This window comes from Pseudomonadota bacterium (assembly GCA_026388255.1).
Classification (GTDB): domain Bacteria; phylum Desulfobacterota; class Syntrophorhabdia; order Syntrophorhabdales; family Syntrophorhabdaceae; genus JAPLKB01.
On sequence record JAPLKC010000094.1, the window covers coordinates 16,597 to 36,648 of the forward strand.

Consider the following 20,052-nt stretch of genomic DNA (forward strand, 5'->3'; position numbering starts at 1 on the left):
GCGCGCTGTCATTGCCTGTGTGCTGTGCGGTGCAAGCTGTTCGCTGCTGTCCGTATTCGTCGTGCTGATGAAAATGCCGTTGATCGGTATTTCAATGTCACATGCTGCTTTTGCAGGTGCTGTATTGGGTATGCTGCTTGACGTCAATCCGTTTTTGAGCGGGTTTACAATGTGTCTGCTCATGGCAGGAGTGCTTGGCCCGATTTCGGATCGCACGGACATGTCCCCCGAGAATGTACTCGGCATCATGTTTTCTTTTCTAATGGGACTTGCGTTTCTCGGCATGGGAATCCTCACGAGGACAAAGGCTAATGCCCTCAACCTGATGTGGGGAAGCCTGTTGTCGCTTTCCGGCTCGGATGTTGCGGTACTTACACTTGTCACGGCCCTCCTTGTGCTCTTCGTATTATTATTTTTTAAGGAGATTCGTTCCGTGTTATTTAACAGACGACTTGCTGGAGCGAGCGGTGTGCCGGAACGGTTGATTTATTATGCGCTTCTGTTTCTCACCGGGGCTGTGGTGTCGGCTAACCTTGCGACGGTGGGTGGCCTGCTTATCTTCGCGTTGCTCGTGCAACCAGGAGCCACAGCGCTCCAATTGACCTACAATTTGAAACACTTTTTTCTAATTTCAACGGCTTCGGGGATCGGCGCATGTGTTTCCGGTCTCATCGTATCTTATATTTTTGATCTTCCGTCCGGTGCGTCGGTGGTTCTCATGGCAACAACCATCTTTGCCGTTGCATACATTTTTTCACCAAAGCGCCGTTCCAAAATCCAAAAAAAGGAACATATATTATGAAAATGACATCACATGAAATCTATCAAGCACGAAAGCAGTTTTTTAATGATCATGCCGAAGGGTGGCTTGATATATGGTATAAAAACCATGCCACCGGGCGTTACGATAAGCATGACAAGGATTTTAAGCGCCTGTTTTCACTTTTGCCGCTAAAACAGGGAGACTGTGTATTGGACGTCGGATGCGGAACAGGTGTGCTGGTTCCTTTTATTCTTGAACATATCACATTGGCTGGAATTCTCTATGAATTGGACTTCGCCGAAAAGATGATAGAAGCCAATCGGAGCCTTCATAAGGAAGAGAATATTCGATTTATCCACGCGGACGCGGAGAATGCTACACTGGATGACGCCACATGCGATGTGGTTATCTGCTTCTCATGCTTCCCGCATTTTCACGACAAAGAAAAAGCAATGGTGGAACTTTCACACATCCTGAAACCGAGCGGAATTTTCGCCGTGTCTCATTTTGACTCGTCGGAAGGCATAAACAAACACCACGGGACATGCCATGCCGTTATGCACGACTATCTGCCCGATCAGGCGGCAATGCGTATCTTGCTGCAAACAGTAGGCTTAAGTATTGATCTGTTTATCGATGAGCCTGGTTTTTATTGTATCATTGCAAAAAAAATATTAATGCAAGAATTTTAAAAATTAACTGTTAAAAATTAACTTGACACAATATACGATAAGGAATAATATAGCAAAAAGCTTCTGCTTTAATACTTTAATGAAAGGAGTTCAGTAACATGGCAGTAGGTAAGGTTAAATGGTTTAACGATGCAAAAGGGTATGGGTTTCTTGAGCAGGATAATGGTGAAGATGTGTTTGTTCATTTTTCGGCAATTAAACAGGATGGTTTTAAAACTTTAAAAACAGGGGAAAAAGTAGAATTTGAAATTACAAAAGGCCCGAAGGGTCCGCAAGCAGCAAATGTTGTAAAAGCTGAATAAAAAAAGGTGGTTAATCCCCCTTTTTTTCAATATTTTTTATTTCATTCCAGAGTTTATCCATAGCAGAAAGTGATGAACTTTTAATGTCTGTATTTGTCTCGATGTAGTTAAAACGCCTGATAAATTTATTTGAAGTAAATCTCAATGCATCTTCGGGGTCTATATTATAAAACTTTGAGATATTTACAATTGTAAAAAGCAGATCGCCGATCTCCTCTCTGATTGCATCTGTGTCCCCGGAGTTCTCAGCTTTTTTTAATTCTTCTACTTCTTCAAGCATTTTTTCGTAGATATCGTCAATATTATCCCAATCAAACCCGACTTTTGCAACTCTCCGTGAAATTATGTATGCCCTTAATAGTGCCGGAATTATATCCGGGATGTTGGAAAGTAATGAGTAATCTTCTATTTCATCCTTTTTGATATCTTCCCATTTTATTTCAATCGGTTTATCTTGGGGTGAATTCAAAAAAACATGCGGATGTCTGTTGTACATCTTGTCATATACAAAATTAACTACATCGTCTATATTGAATAGATCATTTTCTTTACAAATCTGCGATATAAATACAATATGGAAAAGGAGGTCACCCAATTCCTCCTTCAAAGCTTTATGGTCATCATTGTCTATAGCGTAAATAACTTCATAGACTTCTTCCAGAAGGAATGTTTTAAAGGCCTTTGTTGTTTGCTTTCTATCCCAGGGACAGCCCTTTTCGCTTCTTAAAGTTTCCATGAGATGAACAAGTTTTGAAAATCCATCCATTATGTCTTCCAATTAAGTTTTTTTCTGGAATATGTGTCTATTGTTTTTAATATAATATTTACTGTTCTTTCCATAACCTCACTTTGCATTTCAATAATTCTTTTCCCATTGCCCCCCATTTTGTTTCTTAAATCCTCGTCCTCCAGGACTAACTTTATTTTTTCATAGAGGGCATCCCCGCTATTAACTACCATGCCCGCACTTTGTGTAATGATTGTATCTGCTATATCCTTAAAATTTTCCGTATAAGGCCCGAAAATTACCGGTGTGTTAAAAAAAAGCGGCTCAAGAATGTTTTGCCCGCCATAAGGAGCAAGGCTGCCTCCTACAAAGGCAACTTTACTCCTTTTGTAGATTTCCAATAAATCTCCAACAGTATCAACAATCACTGCATCAACATTTTTATTTACTCCGTTTTTAAAATCTGAATATTTTGTTGTTTTTAGAAATAACGAAAGTTCTTTTTCTATTGTATTTACAAGAAAAAGTTCTCTTGGTACAACAAAAATTAAAAAGTCAGGAAAGCCCCTTTTTAGATTAATTATGACCGGGAGCAATGTGTCTAACTCTTTTTCCTTTATGCTACCGAATGTTATAACGTTATCTTTGTGTATATAATTATTAATAGATGGTAATTCCCTATAATATTTTAAATTACCTGTATTGATTATTTTTTGAGGGTTCACTCCTATGTATGTAAACCTTCTTGCGTGTTCTTCAGACTGGGCGAGTATCAAATCAATCTTTGAGAAAACATTCTTTAAAAAAAACGAGAATCGTCTGTAGTTTTTAAGGGTGGCGTCGGATATCCTGCCGTTTATGATAAATACCGGTATACCGCGTTTTTTTACTTCCCATATCAGATTCGGCCAGAGTTCGGTTTCAACTATGATAAGGGCTTTAAAGGTAGAACCATTTATAAAATGTCTTATTGAGTAAGTCAGGTCAAAGGGTAAAGAAAAGACATCAACGCTGTTGCCGAATTTTTTTCTTAAAAGATCTCGTGTGTAATAGGTATTTGTGGTTATTGTAAATTGATGGAAATTGAAATGAGATTTCATATAGTTGACAAGTGTTTCAGCAATTGCTGCTTCACCGATAGAAGCGGCATGAATCCAAATAGCGTCTTTTATAGCAGCATGTTTTGTGCTGAAAAACAAGCGTTCAGCAAGGTTTTTCCGTATTTTTACCTTCATAAGTGCAAAAAGGATAAAAAATGGAAGAATAATATTGATGACAATATTATATGTTACTTTCCACATGCCATATCATCTGCTTTTTCGGTTAAGTTTTTTAGTGTGTTCTCAAGCTCAATTCTTATTTTTTCTATTTCATCCGAATCAGCTTCTTTGCCTATAAAAATCGGCTTTCCCCAGAGAAACAGAATTTTTGAAAAGGGACAGGGGATAATAAAGCTGTCCCAGGAATGAAAAGTTTTTTTTTACTTGCACTATAGCTTATAGGGACTATAGCTTTCCCCGTAATTTTAGCCAACTCAATAATGCCTTTTTTTACAACATATTTTGGTCCTTTTGGGCCATCCGGTGTGATGGCAACATCGTACCCCTTTTTTAAATCTGATATGATTTCTCTTAGCGAAGATATACCGCCTTCTTTCCTGTAAGACCCCCTTACTGCACCCAGACTAAAATACCTCATAACCCTTGCAATAAATTCACCATCCCGGTGTCTGCTTATGAGCACTTTCCCCTTACCTCTTCTGTTGGCAAAGGGCATCATTAAAAGCCTTCCATGCCAGAAGCATACAATAGAGTTTTTTCCTTTGTCCCACATTTCGTGAGCCGGTTCGCTGCTTATATGCTTTATTTGAGAAGTAACTTTAATAAAAGAGATGATGATGTATATAAGCGGTGGGAGTATGCTAAGCAAAAGAAAATACTTAATCTGTTTAATAGACATTTTTTACCTTCTTGTTAATTTTAATTATCTTTTTTGAAGTTGCATCCCTGAATTGTAGTTCATAGAGCTTTTTATAAGGTCCATCAGATGAAACAAGCTCCTTGTGCGTCCCGGACTGAACTATTGTCCCTTCTTCAAGGACAATTATCCTGTCGGCATTTATAATGGTTGAAAGTCTGTGGGCGATAACAATGGTTGTCCTTCCTTTGATTAAGTTTTCAAATGCCTTTTGAACCTCAACCTCTGAAGCAGTATCGAGGGAACTTGTTGCTTCATCAAGAATAAGAATAGGGGTATCTTTGTACAACGCCCTTGCAATAGCGATCCTCTGTTTCTGACCTCCCGAAAGCCTTGTACCTTTTTCCCCGACTGAAGTATCATATTTTTTGGAGAGTTTTGCAATAAAATCCTGTGCGTATGCCATATTTGCAACCTCTTCTATTCTGTCCAGATGTTGTTCATCGCCGTAGCTTATATTGTTTTTTATTGTATCATTGAATAAGATTACATCCTGTGTGACAAGGGCAATGTTCCATCTTAACGAATTCAATGTTACATCTCTTATGTCAATTCCGTCAACCTCAATGCTGCCCTTTGCTACATCATAAAATCTTGGGATAAGGTTTACCAGCGTTGTTTTTCCTACTCCGCTTTCACCAACAATCGCAAGGACTTCGTTTTTATTAATTTTTAAATTTATGTTTTTCAGGATCATCTTATCTTCGTATTTAAAAAAGACATCTTTAAATTCGATAATACCCTGAACTTTCCCGAGGTCAACAGCATTAATTTTTTCCTCAATTTCCGGTTTTCTGTCGACAACCTCAAAGACTCTTTGGGCTGCTGCAAGCCCCTGTTGTATGTTATGGTTTTCCCTGTTAAGTCTTTTTATCGGTTCATAGAGCATCAAAAGGGCAGCAGTAAAAGAGAAAAAATTTCCAGGTGTTGAACGGCCTGATATTACTTCGCTGCCTCCATACCATATGATGATGCCTATGGCAACACCACCAAGCGTTTCCATAATCGGAGACGATAAAGCCCTTATTTTGTAGCGCTTCAGAATGATATGGAAAAGGGCATTATTTTCTTCGTCAAATCTTTTATTTTCATATTCTTCCATGCAGAAGGCTTTGACAATCCGCTGGCCGGTTATAGTTTCGTGCAAAAAGTTGGTAAGTCTTGCCATTTCCTTCTGTGTTTTTGTACTGACTTTCCTTAATCTTTTTCCAAAGGTTACGATCGGATATATTGCAAAGGGCAGAATAATAAAGGCAATAGTGGCAAGCTTCCAATCCCGGTAAAAGACTACGAAAATAAGGCCTATTATTGTAAAAGAATCTTTAAGAATTGCAGTGAAGGCATCGGATACAGTGCTTTGGACAAGCGTTACATCATTTATTATTCTTGAAATAATAGTTCCCGTTGGTGTCTTGTCAAAAAATGATAAGGGCTGTCTCTGGAGAGCGTTAAAAACTTGATTTCTGATATCTGTTATGACTTTTTGACCAACATAACCCATCAGGTATGCCTGGAAATAATCGAAGACTCCCTTGAACAAATATAGAATTATTACGCCAAATGGGATTACATAAAGCATTGATGCATTTTTTTCAAAAAAGATATTATCAAGGACAGGCTTAACAATATAAGCAGTTAATCCATTTATCCCGGCCACAAGGGACATGAACACCATAGCAAAAAGAAGCTTTTTCCAGTATGGCTTAACGTATTTAAGGAGTCTAAGATATAGTGCCATAGGTTTGTTTTAAAAAATCAATGATTGTATTTTTTGTTAATTCGTATGAATCCATATTATCAAGTTCCGTTCTTATTTTGGTCAACTCCTCATTTATTCTATCGCTACCATTATTTAACATATAGAGCGCCTTTTCTGCAATTTTTTCAGGGTCTAAGTGTTGTATAAACTCCGGGAATACCTCTCTTCCTGCTATAATATTGGGAAGACTTATATATTTCGATTTTACCAGTAATTTTGCGATTATATAAGATATTTTTGAGATTTTATAAATTACGATTGTAGGGGCGCCAAGAATTGCAGCTTCCATAGTTGCACTGCCGGAAGCGATAATCGCAATGTCGCAAAAGGAAAGGGCCTCATAGGTAAGTCCCTTAAGGTAATTGATATGTATAGTCCCAGTATTAAAATTTTCCACTGTTTTTTGATCAATGCCTTCAGCCAACGGTAAGATTATTGCCGGTTTGTTAAAATGAGGTGCAATGCTTTCAATTGTTTTTATTAAGACCGGCATATGTTTCTTAATCTCATTATCCCTGCTCCCCGGCATTATAGTTATGATCGGGGTTTTTGATTTTATAGCAGCCTTATCAATAAACTCTTCTTTTGTGAGCAGCGGTTTTACATTATTTACAAATGGATGTCCCACATATGTTGCATCAATATCGTATGCGTCATAGAGTTTTTTTTCAAAAGGAAGGATGCATATGACCTTGTCAACAATCTTTTTTATCGTTTTTATGCGTCCCTGTTTCCACGCCCATATTTGGGGGGGGATGAAATATAAAACAGGTATGCCGTATTTTTTTGCAATTTTTGCAACTCTCATGTTAAAGCCAGGAAAATCAACAAGTATAACGAGAGATGGCTTGATATTATTTAAATGTTTTTTGATTTGGCGAAATGCTGTCCATATATGCTTCAGTTTTGGAAATATCTCATTAATGCCTGTGAGGGATATATTCCTGTAATCATGTACGATATGAACACCGGCTTCTTCGAGCTTTTTACTGCCTATACCGCTGAATTCGATATTCAAAGATTCTCTGATCTTCTTAACAACATGACAGGCATGAATTTCGCCTGAAAGTTCCCCGGTTACTATGACTATTTTTTTGTTGAAAAGGTTATTTGAAATAGCTTTATACAATATTTTCTTTAATCCGGTCGGCGAGAATAAGAGCTTTTAACCCGTCCTTACCAGTAACAGACGGTGTTTTCCCGCCTTTTATTGAAGATATAAACTCTGATAGCTCGTCCATAACAGAATCTATTTTCTCTGAAACATGCTCTGTTGTTTCAATATTTCCATTCATATTTTTTATATTGCAAAGGTATTTACCGTTCAATAAATCAATGTATACGTTTCTGTCTGTTTCGAATATAGATATGACTCTCTCTCTTTGCGCAGCTATCCTGCTTGCAAATAAATTTGCGACGCACCCGTTCATAAATTCAATGGTTGTATTTACCATATCCAATGTATCACCTACGAAAGAGACGCCCTGCGCGCGCACGTCCTTGACGTCGTTTTTCGCAATAGAAAGAACGAGATCAATATCGTGAATCATTAGATCAAGTACAACATCTATGTTCGGTGACCTTCCTGTAAAATTGCTTGTTCTGCGGGCTTCAATGAAAAGCGGGTTTTGAACAAAGGGTACAGCATTTTTATATGCAGGATTGAATCTCTCTAAGTGGCCGATTTGAAGAATCAGGTTTTTTATGTCTGCCAATTTTACAAGGTCGCTTGCATCGGCAGTGTCTGACGTTATAGGTTTTTCTATAAAAACATGTATATTGTTTTCTAAAAAAAACTTTGCGATTTCATAATGTGTTTCTGTTGAACTTGCAATTACAACCCCATTTAAATTATTTAAAGTTTTTGTGTAATCCGAAAAAAAAGGGATACTATATTTTTCAGTTATATTTCCGGCTAACGTTTCATCTGTGTCTGCTATTGCTACAACCTGAGCATCTTCAATGGCCAGCAGCTTCTGAAGATGTATCTTTCCCATATGTCCGGCGCCAATTATGGCTATTTTTAACGGCATATACCCCTCTTGGATGATTTTATGAAATTAATCAGTTCGTTTATATTTTCACCCTCAAGCTCATCCTGAATAATTTTCAAAGATGTTTCCAGCGGCAGGGATGACCTGAAAAGGATTCTGTATGCTTTTTTCAGTTTAGAAATTTCTTCTTTTGAAAAGCCGCGACGCTCCAGCCCGACTACATTCAAACCGTATGGCTTTGACCTGCCCCCTGCTGCTATAATAAAAGGCGGGATGTCCTTTGGAACCCCTGTGAGACCGCTTATGAAAGCATATTTACCGATTTTGCAGAACTGGTGTACTGCACAAAGCCCGCCAAATATTACAAAATCATCTACCTCGACATGTCCGGCCAAAGTGGCACAGTTTGCCATTATTATGTTGTTGCCGATATTGCAGTCGTGGGCAATATGCACATAGGCCATAATGAAATTGCCGTTTCCAACCTTTGTAATACCTCCCCCGTGTGGTGTTCCTTTGTTTATTGTTACGTAGTCCTTTATTATATTGTCGTTTCCTATAATTACCTTTGTATCTTCGTCTTTATAAGTTAAATCTTGCGGAGGCCCTCCTATGGATGCGAAAGGGCTTATTGTGCAGTTCTCGCCTATTTCAGTGTTCCCCTGTATTACAATGTGCATTAACAGTTTTGTGCCTTTTCCATTCTTTGCTTTGTCCTCAATTATGCAGTATGGCCCTATATAGACACTTTCATCAATCTCTGCATTTTTATTAATAATGGCAGTAGGGTGTATCAATGTGTGTTCTCCTTATTCCTGTTTTAGCATTGCCATGATTTTTGCTTCTGCAACCAACTCGTTATCAACAAAGGCTTTTCCTTCAAATAACCAAATTTCTCTTCTATGTTTTATTACCTCTACCACAAGCTTCAACTGATCACCGGGTATAACAGGCTTCCTGAAACGTGCATTATCAATGCCTGTAAAGAACACTAAACCCTTTTTATCAGGAAAGGATTTGAATGCCAGTACTCCGCCTGCCTGCGCCATTGCTTCAATAATTAGAACCCCCGGCATAATTGGCTTTTGGGGAAAATGACCTGTAAAAAATGGTTCATTAAAGGTTACATTTTTTAAACCAACGATTTTTTTGGAAGGTTCAAATTCTATGACTCTGTCAAGCAGCAGGAAGGGGTAGCTATGGGGCAATAGCTGCATGATTTCATTAATGTCAATCATTATCAACCTCCATCTGGAGTTTCATTTCAATTCTTTTTATTCTTTTGTTTAACTTTGGAAGATTTTTTAAGTGACCTTGGAATCTTAGCCATTCTTTATGAGGCATATGGGGGTTTCCTGATATAAGTGAGTTCTCCGGCACGTTCTTTGTTATCCCGGTCCCTCCGGCGGCTTTGACGTTGTTTCCGATAACCACATGGTCCCTGACGCCTACCTGACCCGCAAGCACAACATTATTTCCGATAGTTGAGCTCCCGGCAATGCCTACCTGAGAAACGATAATTGAATTCTCTCCGATAGATACATTGTGAGCAATCTGGACAAGATTGTCTATTTTAGCGCCTTTTTTTATAAGAGTTTTACCGAGAGATGCCCTATCTATTGTAACATTCGCGCCGATTTCCACATCATCCTCAATCTCAACAATACCTATTTGAGGAATTTTTACATGCTTTTCTCCGTCCCATATGTAGCCGAATCCATCGCTTCCCAACACTGTTCCACCATGAATTATAACCCTCTTGCCGATAATTACCTTATCATAAATGACCGCATGAGGGTATATAACGGTTTCTTCACCAATTGTCACCTCATCGCCTATATGAACAAAAGGGTAAACTACAACTTTTTTTTCTACAATTGTTTTTTCACCAATATATGCAAAAGGATATATTATAGCGTCATCGGAAATTTGTGACGTTTTTGCAACGAATGCTGAAGGACTTATGCCTTTTTCATTAATCTTCCGGGGATGAAATATTTCCGCAACTTTTGCATATGCCAGTGCAGGGTTTTTTGTAACGATAATATTTTTGCCTTTAAATTCATCTGGGTTTATATCTTTACCAAGAATTATTGCAGATGCCTTACATTCTTTCAGGTACTTTTTAAAACTGTTGTCGACAAGAAATGTAATATCGCCTTCTTTTGCTTCATGTATGCCTGATATACCTGATATGGCAACAAGTCCGTTCCCTGTTAAGTCTCCCTGTATTTTTTCAGCAATTTCCTTTAGACTGATCATTTTTTAATTGTTTTCTTTTTCGCCGTTTCATTATACAGGTTGATCACTTTGTTTGTTATATCTATATTCGGCGAGGCGAAGAGTATGCCTGCCTGATTTTTTTCAAGAATTATTGTGTATTTATCTCTTTCACCCAGTGTTCTGACGACTTCTTCAAGCTCTTTCAGTATTTTCTGTGTGAATTCAGCATCCTTCTGCTGAAGCTCGGTCTGATAATCATTATAAAGTCTCTGGTAATCCTTTAATTTAATCTGATATTGTTTTTCTTTTTCTGCCCTTGCATCAGGTGTTATGGTTGCGCCCTGTTTTTCTATAGCGTCTTTCATCTTTTGCAGTTCATCCTGTTTACTGTCGAGGCTTTTTTTCAATTTTTCAGCTTCCCCGGTAAGGGCATTTTTTGCTTCCTTCCCTTTATCGGATTCAAGCATTACTCTCTGAAGGTTTACATATACGATATTCAGTGCTTGTGCTATCAGGACAGATGGGAGAAAAAGCAATACAACTGCTACAACAGCCAATGAAACTTTCCTCATGTTTCCTCCTTATTAATATTGTGTACCTATAGCAAAATCAAATACATTTCCTCTTTCTCCACTTTTTGGAAAAAGATTAAATCCAATCTCAAGCCGTATTGGACCGACCGGGGAAAACCATCTTATCCCAAATCCCGCTGAAGCTTTCATGTAATCTTGCAGCATAAAACCTTTTGAATCATTAAACCCTGCCCCGGCGTCGTAAAATATTAACCCTTTTAAGCCAAGCGGTTTGTAAATCGGGAATATCCACTCTACATTAAAATAAAGCGTATTTCGACCGCCTATAACTTCATCATCGGTGTCCTTTGGCCCTGCTTCACCATACTTAAAACCCCTTATCGAATTTAAACCGCCAACAAAAAAATTCTCGTAAACAGGTACCCTCTGACCTCCGTAAGGCCTGATAGTACCTGCAGTGCCTTTAAAAAAGAATTCACTGTCCCAAAAACCTGCAGGGATATATTGTCCATAAAAAACAATTAATCTGTAAAAGTTATTATCACCGCCAAAAGGGCCACCGGCAACCTCTACAGAAGCCTCCGAATGTACCCCGATATGGGGTTTTAATATATCATCAATAGTATTTTTTATTAGAGCAAAGGTGAAGCTGCTTGTCAGTTTTGTTCCAGCCTGCTGCACTATATAGTTGGTTGCCGTTGCATCTATATTTGTAACCTCTGTATTTTCCAACCTGTATTTAATGCTTCCCTTTAAATCATCAGTAAAGGGCCGTATGAGAGCTATACTGCCACCCTGCTTTTTATAATCGTATGTGTCCATTATTCTTTTATAGTTAAACAGGCTGAAGCCGGCAGCTAAGTCCATATCAAAAACATAGGGTTCCAAATATGAAAACTGAAATTCCTGTGTAAAAGCACCGAGAGATGCGGCGAGGGAAAGCCTTCTCCCGGTTCCTAAAAAGTTCTCCTGAGAAATGGATCCCGACAAAATTACCCTATCATACGTGCTATAACCAATTCCAAAGTTAATAGTACCTGTTGGCTTTTCTTCAACCGTAAGATCAAGGTTTACCTTGTCAGGTTCATCTGTCTTGATGATTTTGAAATCGGATTCTTTAAAAAATGTAGTATTTTTCAATCTTTTTTTGCTTCTATTGATGTTTGTCGCAGAGAATCTGTCGCCCTCTGCTATTTTTAATACTCGTCGAATTACCTTGTCCCTTGTCTTTGTGTTTCCCAATATATTGATCCTGTTAAAAAATATCTCATTTCCTTTCGTGATGTTGAATGTGATATTTACTTTTTGTGTATCGTCATCAATTAATGTCTGCGGCGAAATATCACAAAAAGCATAACCCTTATCCTGGTATAAATCGGTTATTGTTAAAACGTCGCTATGAAATAATGTTGACCTGAATATATTTCCCGACTTACTTTTCATTTTGCTCAGCAATTCTTCATTGCTTAATAAGACATCTCCATTAAAGCCTAAAGAGCCAATCTTATATATATTGCCTTCTTCAATCGGCAACGTAATATCTATTGACTTCTTATTATCAGAAATCTTAATCACAGGTATGCCTACTTTTGTTCTCACATAGCCCTTATCGCTATAAAATGCTTCAATATTTTTTTTATCCTCATCAAGTACATCTTCGTCAAGGATTCCGGAATTGGTAAACCATGAAAAAATACCCTTTTCTTTTGTTCTCATGTAATCTGTTAACACGCTTTTCTTAAATATTTTGTTGCCGGTAAAGATTATCTTTTTTACAAACGCTTTTTCGGGCTCATCTATAAGAAATTTTAACTTTGCCTCATAGTCGGTTTCGTAATCAATTTCGTAACTCACCTTTACTGCATAATAGCCCTGACTTGCATAGTGTTTTCTTATTTCGTCCAGACTTTCTTTTATTTTCTCAATATTCAGGACTGAACCGGATTTTACTTTTAATTTGTCTTTTAAATCGGCTGTTTTTATCTTCTTATTGCCTGAAATAAAAATGGCCTTTATGGGTAGTCTTTCGATAACAACAAATGTTACCACTTTGCCTTTTTCCGTATCTTGGACATCTATCTGTACATCGTTGAAAAACCCTGTTTTATAAATATTTTTCATATCTTCTCTTATCTTGTCAGGGTTATATGGATCGTTTTCCTTGGTTTTGATATTATTCATTATATAGCCGGTGTCAATTCTTTCGTTTCCTGTTATAGTGATTTTTATTATTTTCTCTGTTTTATCTGGTTCCTGCGCCCCGACAGAAAAAGAAAACAATATTGTTAACAATAATATGAATGACAGTGTCCGGAATCTAATCATAATGGATATGGAAAATTAACAAATATAAGGTGTTGTTGTAAAGGTAAAAAATCACATTCCCTTGCCAAGGAAGAAAAATGAATACATTTTCTATCTGTACTTCAGGACTCCCGACTTATTACACAGGTGGGATATCGGGCATATGCTGCAATGCGGGGATATGGGTTTGCAAATATTTTTACCGAATGTCACAAGAAGGGTGTTGTAAATAATCCAATATTTTTTAGGGAGCACTTTTCTTAAAACCTCTTCTGTTTGATGAGGATTTTTTGTCATCACAATGCCAATCCTGTTGGATATCCTGTGAACGTGTGTATCAACGCATATCCCAAGCTTGTTATAGCCTTCTGTTATGACCAGGTTTGCAGTTTTTCTCCCTATGCCTTTTATTTTCAGTAATTCGTCAATTGAATCAGGCACTTTACCTTCATAGACATCGATAATGATTCTGGATACATTTTTGAGAACAGCCGATTTATTTTTATAAAAACCGACAGGATAAATCAGTTCCCGGAGCCTTTCAATGGGAAATGACAGCATCTCTTCCGGTGTTCTTATCTCTTTTGTGAGCTTGTCCATAACCTTTTCGGTCAGCTCATCCTTTGTCCTGAGGCTCAGGAGCGTGCCGACAAGCACTAAATAAGGGTTTCTATTTTCTTTTTTTGAAATTTTTGTGACAACAGGCACATTATTCTTAAAGGTATTTTTAAGTATATCTATCATTTCTTTGAATTGAAAAGGCATTAACACCTCTTTTTTACGTACAATAATAACGGGCAGAATCAGTGAATAGTGAATTTATTAACTTACTATTTCTTTTACCCATTTTTTCATATGCTCGACATGAGACCCTTCCCAATATACTTTCCTGCAAAACGGACAGAATTTAAAAATGTCATATGTGTGAAAGATAAATTCAGGCACAAGACTTTCGATGTCGTCTTTTTTAACATTATTCAGCAGTGTATTGCATCTTATGCACCTTTTCATTATGGTATTTTTATCAATATGAGGTTCAATAATATTTTTTATCTCTGCAAGCTGATCAATTATATTGTTTGATTTTATATAAATGCAGTTACTGTATAATGATTTTTGCATCTTTCTTTTTGTAAAAAGAAGCGCGGGATTAGTTTCTTTTTTGTATCCGTTCAGCATGGCCATTGATTTAATATAAATTGTATCAAAGCCGAGGATTCTCAAATAATTCGAAAGCTTACCCAGCATTGCATCGCATAGGAATCTCATACCAATCTGCCTTTAAAATTGCATAATTTAGCCGGTTTCGTTATTGTCTGACAAAATTAACAAACCGGCATCTGAACCGGAATTTTAATTATCTGTTTGCCAAATTCCAGGCAACCTTTTTTGTGTTTTTAAGGATCTCTTCCTCTCCCGGCACTAATCTACCCTCCATTAAAACCTTACCCATACAGATTACCGTATCAACAGCGTAGCCGTTTGATGCATAAACTATATCGGAGTAAAGATTAAAATTAGGAGTAAATTCCGGTCGTGTCAGGTCTATGAGGATTATGTCGGGACTGTTTCCAACCTTAATATCCCATTCTCCAAGAAAAAACATATTGGCAGCTACCCTGGTTGCCATATCAAAGGTTACCTTAGCGGGCATGAATGTAGTAATCCGGGTAAAAAACTTTGCAATAAGCGATGCGAACTTCATCGTTTCAATAATATCAAGGTGGTTGTTGGACGCGCATCCGTCTGTTCCGAAACAGAAAGGTATTCCTTCCATGAAAAAATGAGGAAAAATCCTTCCTACCGCGAGTTTCAGGTTGGATACAGGGACATGGACCAGTTTAGATTTGCTTTTTCTCAATAGCGAGCAATCCTTTTCATTAAGCAGACAGCCATGACACCCGATAAACCTGTCTGATAAAATTCCGATTTCATCGAGGAATTCAGTAGGAGAAAGTCCATAACGCTCTTTTGAAAACTCTGTTTCTTCTTTTGTTTCCGAAAGGTGCATATGGATGAGAATATTTTCCTTCTCAGAGAAGTCTCTTATCCATTCAAGGCTCTCTTTTGAAACTGTATAAATCGCATGGGGCCCAAGGGTAAATGTCACATAAGGCTTATATTTTTCAGATATTTCAAAGAGTTTAATATTGTGCTCAATTTGCTCCTGACCTTTTTTTGCATCAAACATATCTATGAAAACAGCACTGATGAAGCCTCTTATGCCCATATCGCATACCGCTTTTGCCGTTGCCTCCCAGTGCCAGTACATATCGTTAAAAACAGTTACGCCGTTTTTTATCATTTCCAGACAGGCAAGTTTTGAACCCCAGTAAACATCCTCTTCTGTCAGCTTGGCTTCAAGGGGCCATATCTTTTCTTCAAGCCATTCCTTCAGGGGCATATCGTCGGCATAACCCCTCATGAGCGTCATTGCCGCATGCGTGTGTCCGTTTATAAGGGAGGGTAGGGCAGCTTTATCCCTGCCGTTGATGATCCTGTCTGCATCACGCATACACTTTTCCGATATTTCCTCAATTGCGCCGTTATTTATGAAAATATCCCTTGTATTACCATCCAGCATCACATCTTTGATGAGTATTTTCATGAAAAATCCTTTTCAATTATTGTTTTGATCATTGCTTCAATTTCCTTCATGTTATTCTGCCAGTTCCGGTTTATTTCTTCCATTGTGAGGGGCACCTTTATAATGCCATGACAATAATTGTCAACGGAACAAAGGCTTGCATAAGGGATTTCATATTCCATACATAGTGTTGCTTCTGATGCCATTGTCATCCCGACGATATCACCGAATTGTTTAAGGAATCCGATTTCAGCCTTCGTTTCAAGCCTCGGCCCGATGGTCTGGATATAAACGCCGCCTGAATGGACATGCATCCTGAGTTCTTTGCACAATGCAGCAATGTACTCTTTTATGCCTTCGTGCATCTGAGGCACAATAAATTTCATCTCCTTATCGAAAAATGTTGAAATATTCCAGAGGGATATAAAATCATCGGGTATGACAAACGTACCCGGTTTCAATTTTATTTTTAGACTCCCGACAGAGTTTACAGACAATATTTTTTTAACATCCAGGTTTTTAAGTGCCCATATATTTGCTTTGTGGTTTATCAGGTGTGGAGGAGCCAGTGGACTCCCATGCCTTTGGATGAATGCTGTATTCTCTTTAATTTTCGAGTAGATATCTCCATAAGGCGTTTCAATTCTTTGTTCGTCCCATGAGGCAAATATAGATGAGTTTAATAGTGATGTCCCGCCGATTATTCCGTTCACGAAAAAGTATTTACTATTTACCAAGCAATGAGTCAAGGATTTTTAAAACCGGGATTTCCCTCAGGCTTGAGGTTGTGAGCTATTTGCTCCTGCTCACACCGTAGGAGGCCTTTTCTTACCGTATGGGGTATGCTATATGTATGCTATATGCCTGTTATTATGCCAAATCACAAAAAACCCGTATCTCGTTCTTCGTATCTTAACTGCAGTGAATAGTTGTTAGTCAATAACCTATTTACCATTGGCATAGAGGGGGCTCACATTTGAAAAAAAACAGGAAACCCCAAACTTGCATTACTGTTGATACTTAAAAACATTAGGTATTTCTATTTTCCGAGTATTCTGATATAGTATATAGCTAAAATAATAAAATATCAGTTTGCCAAGGAAGAATTATGGTAATTAACAACTATAAAAGCGATATGTGTAACGAAGAAAAAGTCTTGATGGCTGTTGTGAGAGCGGCAGAGACCTTTAAGAGGGCGATATCTGCTATTTTCAGGAACTACGACCTCTCATTTCCACAATACAATATCCTGAGGGTGCTTGATGCTTCAAAAAACGGTCAGAGCAGGATTACTCATGTTAGCCGGATCATGCTTGTTCCTGGAGCCAATATGACCGGCATTGCCAAGAGACTTGAAAAAAATGGTTTTATTATAAGAAAATCAGATCCCAGAGATGAGCGGGTAACGATACTCGATATCACACAAAAAGGAAAAGCAACCTTAGTAAGCATAGAAAAAGATCGGGATAAATGTCAGGAAAAAATACTAAAAGGGTTCTCTCAAAAAGAAAAGGAAGAACTACTCTATGAAGTCAAAAAGCTCATCAAAAACAGTTTGGAGATCGTATAAAAACCTGTTAATGTTTCAGTCATCCCCTGAGACCGGACGATTACGCCATCCGCTAACTTATCGTGGACAATCCTGCCCCATCTTTGTTATGCTAACTACATATTGAAACCTTTGCAAAAGCACCCTGATTGCTTTTTATGTTATTCCGGCAAAAGCCGGTGTCTTCACTTGCGCAAGCAACATCCAGTAAATTTAATAACTTCCGGATACCGGTTTTCACCCTCGGATCACCCGCAAGCGGGTACCCGCACTCCGGGGCAGGCTTAATGACGGCATTTTTAGAATTTTGCAAAGGTCTTACATTAACCGTTCTATGATGCAAGAGAAATCATAAGCTCTGAGGCAAATATCCTCCGGCTTTGCTATTCTCAATAATATTAATGCAAGGAGAGTTCTATGAAAAAAGCATTTTTATTTGTGGTTTTGTGCATGGTTGCATCGGTTTTTCTGACTGCCTGCAGTGGTGAAAAAGGTTCTACCGTCAGGATAGGCGTCATCGCTGAATTGACCGGTGATATGCCTGCCGTGGGTGAGTCATGCAAGAAGGCCGCAGAAATGGCCGTCCAGGAAGTGAATAATGCGGGCGGACTCGATATTGACAATAAAAAATATAAAGTAGAGCTTTTTGTTGAAGATAATGCCGGTAAGGCCGATCAGTCTGCCTCTGCAGCCCAGAAACTGATCACCCAGAAGAAGGTACACGCAATAATTGGCCCGAATGCAACCCGCTATGCCATCCCTGCATCGGAGATTGCCGAGAGTTCAAAGGTAGTCCTAATAAGCCCATGGTCTACGAATCCTAAAACCACCCTTGATGCCAAAACCAACGCCCCGAAAAAATATGTATTTCGGGCCTGTTTCATTGATCCTTTTCAGGGCCGGGTTGTTGCAAAGTTTGCCATGGAAAGTCTGAAGGTAAAAAAAGCTGCTGTGCTCTATGATGTTGCCTCTGATTACAATAAAGGCATTGCCGAATTTTTTAAAGAGACCTTCGAGCAGAGCGGGGGTAAGGTGGTGGCCTTTGAGACTTACACCACAAACGATAAGGATTTTTCGGGACAGTTGACGAAGATAAAGAAGGCTTCCCCGGATATAATATTTTTACCCAACTACTACAGTGAAATACCTTTGCAGATCCAACAGGCAAAGCGTCTTGGCATTGAAGTACCGATTGTCGGGAGCGATTCATGGGGGAGTCAGGAACTGCTTAAGCTCTGCGGCAAGGATTGTGAAGGTTGTTATTTCAGCACCCATTATGCTGCAGATGCTGCAACCCCTGTGGCAGCAAAATTTATCGAAGCTTTTAAGACAAAGTATGGGGTTATGCCCGACGATGTAGCAGCCCTTACCTACGATTCCTTCGGGCTCCTCTGGCAGGCGATTAAAGGGGCTAACCGGGTCGATCGGCAGGCAGTCCGGGACGCATTAGCCGGAATCCTCAAATATGAGGGCGTAACAGGGAATATGCAGTTTAAGGAAGGATCGGGTGATCCTGTAAAGAGTGCGGTAATACTCCGGATTAAGGATGGAAAATTCGTCTATTTTGTGAGCGCAAACCCATAGTGCCGATTACGGATTGCCGATTGTTGTTTCTTAAGTCCAGAACGAATCCCCCCGAGGCAAGCCTCGACGAGGCATCGAAAAGAAATTTTGAACAGATTTATTTTTTGAAGCAAGCTTCGAAATATGAAACCCGAGGGGCAATCAAAAATACAAAATACAGTTCCGGATTGCGGTGATTTAAAATGTCCTATGTCCTCCAGCAATTGATGAATGCTTTTCAACTTGGCAGCATATACGCATTGATTGCCCTGGGTTATACAATGGTCTACGGAATTCTCACCATGATAAATTTTGCCCATGGTGATCTCTTCATGGTGGGCGCTTTTCTCTGCTTTGTTGCGGCAGTCTTCCTGAAACTTTCCTTTGTGCCGGTGATGTTGATATCCATGTTCGGAGTGGCCCTTCTCGGGGTTGTAATTGAACGTCTGGCTTATAAGCCCCTGAGGCAGGCGCCCCGTGTATCTGCAATTATTACGGCACTGGGAGTAGGTCTTTTTCTGGAAAATTTTACCCTTGCTCTGAACCCCTACCCCAAACAGATACCCCAGCTTATGTCCAATACGACATGGACTATCCTGGGGGTATCCATATCTTCTCTCCAGGCGTTTATTATTGTACTTTCGTTATTGTTGATGCTGATCCTGGACCTGATTGTGAGGAAGACCATGGTAGGAATGGCCATGAGGGCCATTTCGTGGGACAAGGCAACGGTGCCTCTTATGGGGGTGCCGATGAATCTGATAATCTCTGTAACCTTTGCCATCGGCGCCAGTCTTGGTGGAGCGGCAGGGGTAATGTATGGCCTGGCATACCCGGTAATAGACCCATACATGGGGATCATGGTAGGATGGAAGGCCTTTATATCTGCCGTAGTAGGCGGAATAGGCAATATCCGGGGCGCCATGATCGGCGGTTATATCCTCGGTATGGTGGAAATCCTTGTCGTTGCCTTTTTTCCCTCTACATACCGTGATTTCGTTGCCTTTGCGCTCCTGATTGTACTGCTCATATTCCGGCCTTACGGCATACTCGGCAAACCCCAGCCGCAGAAGGTATAG

The 20,052-nt window shown here is 39.1% G+C and carries 21 protein-coding genes; 6 read left to right on the forward strand and 15 right to left on the reverse strand.

Annotated features, from left to right (window positions below; all coding sequences use genetic code 11):
- From NT178_14420 to NT178_14430, 3 genes are all read left to right on the forward strand, one after another.
- Positions 1 to 802: metal ABC transporter permease (locus NT178_14420; protein MCX5813722.1), on the forward strand; the 802-nt coding region annotated here is incomplete at its 5' end.
- Positions 799 to 1,455 (forward strand): class I SAM-dependent methyltransferase, encoded by a 657-nt coding sequence (locus NT178_14425; protein ID MCX5813723.1) that lies wholly within the window; start codon positions 799 to 801, stop codon positions 1,453 to 1,455. The genes NT178_14420 and NT178_14425, both read left to right, overlap by 4 nt.
- A 98-nt stretch (positions 1,456 to 1,553) precedes the next feature.
- Complete coding sequence (locus tag NT178_14430; protein ID MCX5813724.1) at positions 1,554 to 1,757, forward strand: cold-shock protein; 204 nt, start codon at positions 1,554 to 1,556, stop codon at positions 1,755 to 1,757.
- A 10-nt stretch (positions 1,758 to 1,767) separates the two neighbouring features.
- Here the strand turns inward: NT178_14430 and mazG are convergent, their stop codons facing one another.
- The 15 genes from mazG to NT178_14505 all read right to left on the reverse strand — a co-directional run bounded on the left by mazG (position 1,768) and on the right by NT178_14505 (position 16,574).
- Positions 1,768 to 2,523 (reverse strand): nucleoside triphosphate pyrophosphohydrolase, encoded by a 756-nt coding sequence (mazG, locus tag NT178_14435; GenBank protein ID MCX5813725.1) that lies wholly within the window; start codon positions 2,521 to 2,523, stop codon positions 1,768 to 1,770.
- Complete coding sequence (locus NT178_14440) at positions 2,523 to 3,785, reverse strand: hypothetical protein (GenBank protein MCX5813726.1); 1,263 nt, start codon at positions 3,783 to 3,785, stop codon at positions 2,523 to 2,525. Before NT178_14440 ends, mazG begins: the two co-directional genes overlap by 1 nt.
- Before the next feature lie 91 nt (positions 3,786 to 3,876).
- A complete protein-coding gene (locus tag NT178_14445; GenBank protein MCX5813727.1) occupies positions 3,877 to 4,443 on the reverse strand; it encodes a lysophospholipid acyltransferase family protein in 567 nt (188 codons plus the stop codon).
- Complete coding sequence (msbA, locus tag NT178_14450) at positions 4,433 to 6,199, reverse strand: lipid A export permease/ATP-binding protein MsbA (GenBank protein MCX5813728.1); 1,767 nt, start codon at positions 6,197 to 6,199, stop codon at positions 4,433 to 4,435. Before msbA ends, NT178_14445 begins: the two co-directional genes overlap by 11 nt.
- The gene (gene lpxB / locus NT178_14455) at positions 6,183 to 7,349 is read right to left on the reverse strand and encodes a lipid-A-disaccharide synthase (GenBank protein MCX5813729.1); all 1,167 of its coding nucleotides are present in this window, start codon (positions 7,347 to 7,349) and stop codon (positions 6,183 to 6,185) included. Before lpxB ends, msbA begins: the two co-directional genes overlap by 17 nt.
- Positions 7,342 to 8,253, reverse strand: coding sequence for a Gfo/Idh/MocA family oxidoreductase (locus NT178_14460; protein ID MCX5813730.1), 912 nt, complete (start codon positions 8,251 to 8,253; stop codon positions 7,342 to 7,344). Before NT178_14460 ends, lpxB begins: the two co-directional genes overlap by 8 nt.
- The gene (gene lpxA, locus NT178_14465) at positions 8,244 to 9,011 is read right to left on the reverse strand and encodes an acyl-ACP--UDP-N-acetylglucosamine O-acyltransferase (protein MCX5813731.1); all 768 of its coding nucleotides are present in this window, start codon (positions 9,009 to 9,011) and stop codon (positions 8,244 to 8,246) included. The genes NT178_14460 and lpxA overlap by 10 nt, the downstream gene beginning before the upstream one ends.
- A 12-nt stretch (positions 9,012 to 9,023) precedes the next feature.
- Positions 9,024 to 9,452, reverse strand: coding sequence for a 3-hydroxyacyl-ACP dehydratase FabZ (fabZ, locus tag NT178_14470; protein MCX5813732.1), 429 nt, complete (start codon positions 9,450 to 9,452; stop codon positions 9,024 to 9,026).
- On the reverse strand, positions 9,445 to 10,476 hold the full coding sequence (gene lpxD, locus NT178_14475; protein ID MCX5813733.1) for a UDP-3-O-(3-hydroxymyristoyl)glucosamine N-acyltransferase: 1,032 nt from the start codon (positions 10,474 to 10,476) through the stop codon (positions 9,445 to 9,447). The genes fabZ and lpxD overlap by 8 nt, the downstream gene beginning before the upstream one ends.
- A complete protein-coding gene (locus NT178_14480; protein ID MCX5813734.1) occupies positions 10,473 to 11,009 on the reverse strand; it encodes an OmpH family outer membrane protein in 537 nt (178 codons plus the stop codon). Before NT178_14480 ends, lpxD begins: the two co-directional genes overlap by 4 nt.
- Positions 11,010 to 11,021: 12 nt before the next feature.
- Entirely contained in the window at positions 11,022 to 13,295 is a 2,274-nt protein-coding gene (gene bamA, locus NT178_14485; GenBank protein MCX5813735.1) for an outer membrane protein assembly factor BamA, read from the reverse strand.
- Positions 13,296 to 13,385: 90 nt separating this feature from the next.
- Positions 13,386 to 14,039 carry an endonuclease III gene (locus NT178_14490; protein MCX5813736.1) on the reverse strand — a complete coding sequence of 218 codons (654 nt, stop codon included), beginning with the start codon at positions 14,037 to 14,039 and terminating at the stop codon, positions 13,386 to 13,388.
- A 57-nt stretch (positions 14,040 to 14,096) separates the two neighbouring features.
- Positions 14,097 to 14,543, reverse strand: a complete 447-nt coding sequence (locus NT178_14495) for a hypothetical protein (GenBank protein ID MCX5813737.1) — start codon at positions 14,541 to 14,543, stop codon at positions 14,097 to 14,099.
- Between the two features lie 88 nt (positions 14,544 to 14,631).
- Complete coding sequence (locus NT178_14500; GenBank protein ID MCX5813738.1) at positions 14,632 to 15,882, reverse strand: amidohydrolase; 1,251 nt, start codon at positions 15,880 to 15,882, stop codon at positions 14,632 to 14,634.
- Positions 15,879 to 16,574 carry an MTAP family purine nucleoside phosphorylase gene (locus tag NT178_14505; GenBank protein MCX5813739.1) on the reverse strand — a complete coding sequence of 232 codons (696 nt, stop codon included), beginning with the start codon at positions 16,572 to 16,574 and terminating at the stop codon, positions 15,879 to 15,881. The genes NT178_14500 and NT178_14505 overlap by 4 nt, the downstream gene beginning before the upstream one ends.
- 395 nt (positions 16,575 to 16,969) lie before the next feature.
- Between NT178_14505 and NT178_14510 the strand changes: the two genes are divergently transcribed.
- The 3 genes from NT178_14510 to NT178_14520 all read left to right on the forward strand — a co-directional run bounded on the left by NT178_14510 (position 16,970) and on the right by NT178_14520 (position 20,052).
- Complete coding sequence (locus NT178_14510) at positions 16,970 to 17,431, forward strand: MarR family transcriptional regulator (GenBank protein ID MCX5813740.1); 462 nt, start codon at positions 16,970 to 16,972, stop codon at positions 17,429 to 17,431.
- Between the two features lie 396 nt (positions 17,432 to 17,827).
- Complete coding sequence (locus NT178_14515; protein ID MCX5813741.1) at positions 17,828 to 18,994, forward strand: ABC transporter substrate-binding protein; 1,167 nt, start codon at positions 17,828 to 17,830, stop codon at positions 18,992 to 18,994.
- Positions 18,995 to 19,176: 182 nt separating this feature from the next.
- Positions 19,177 to 20,052: a branched-chain amino acid ABC transporter permease gene (locus NT178_14520; protein ID MCX5813742.1), complete on the forward strand. Its 876-nt coding sequence runs from the start codon at positions 19,177 to 19,179 to the stop codon at positions 20,050 to 20,052.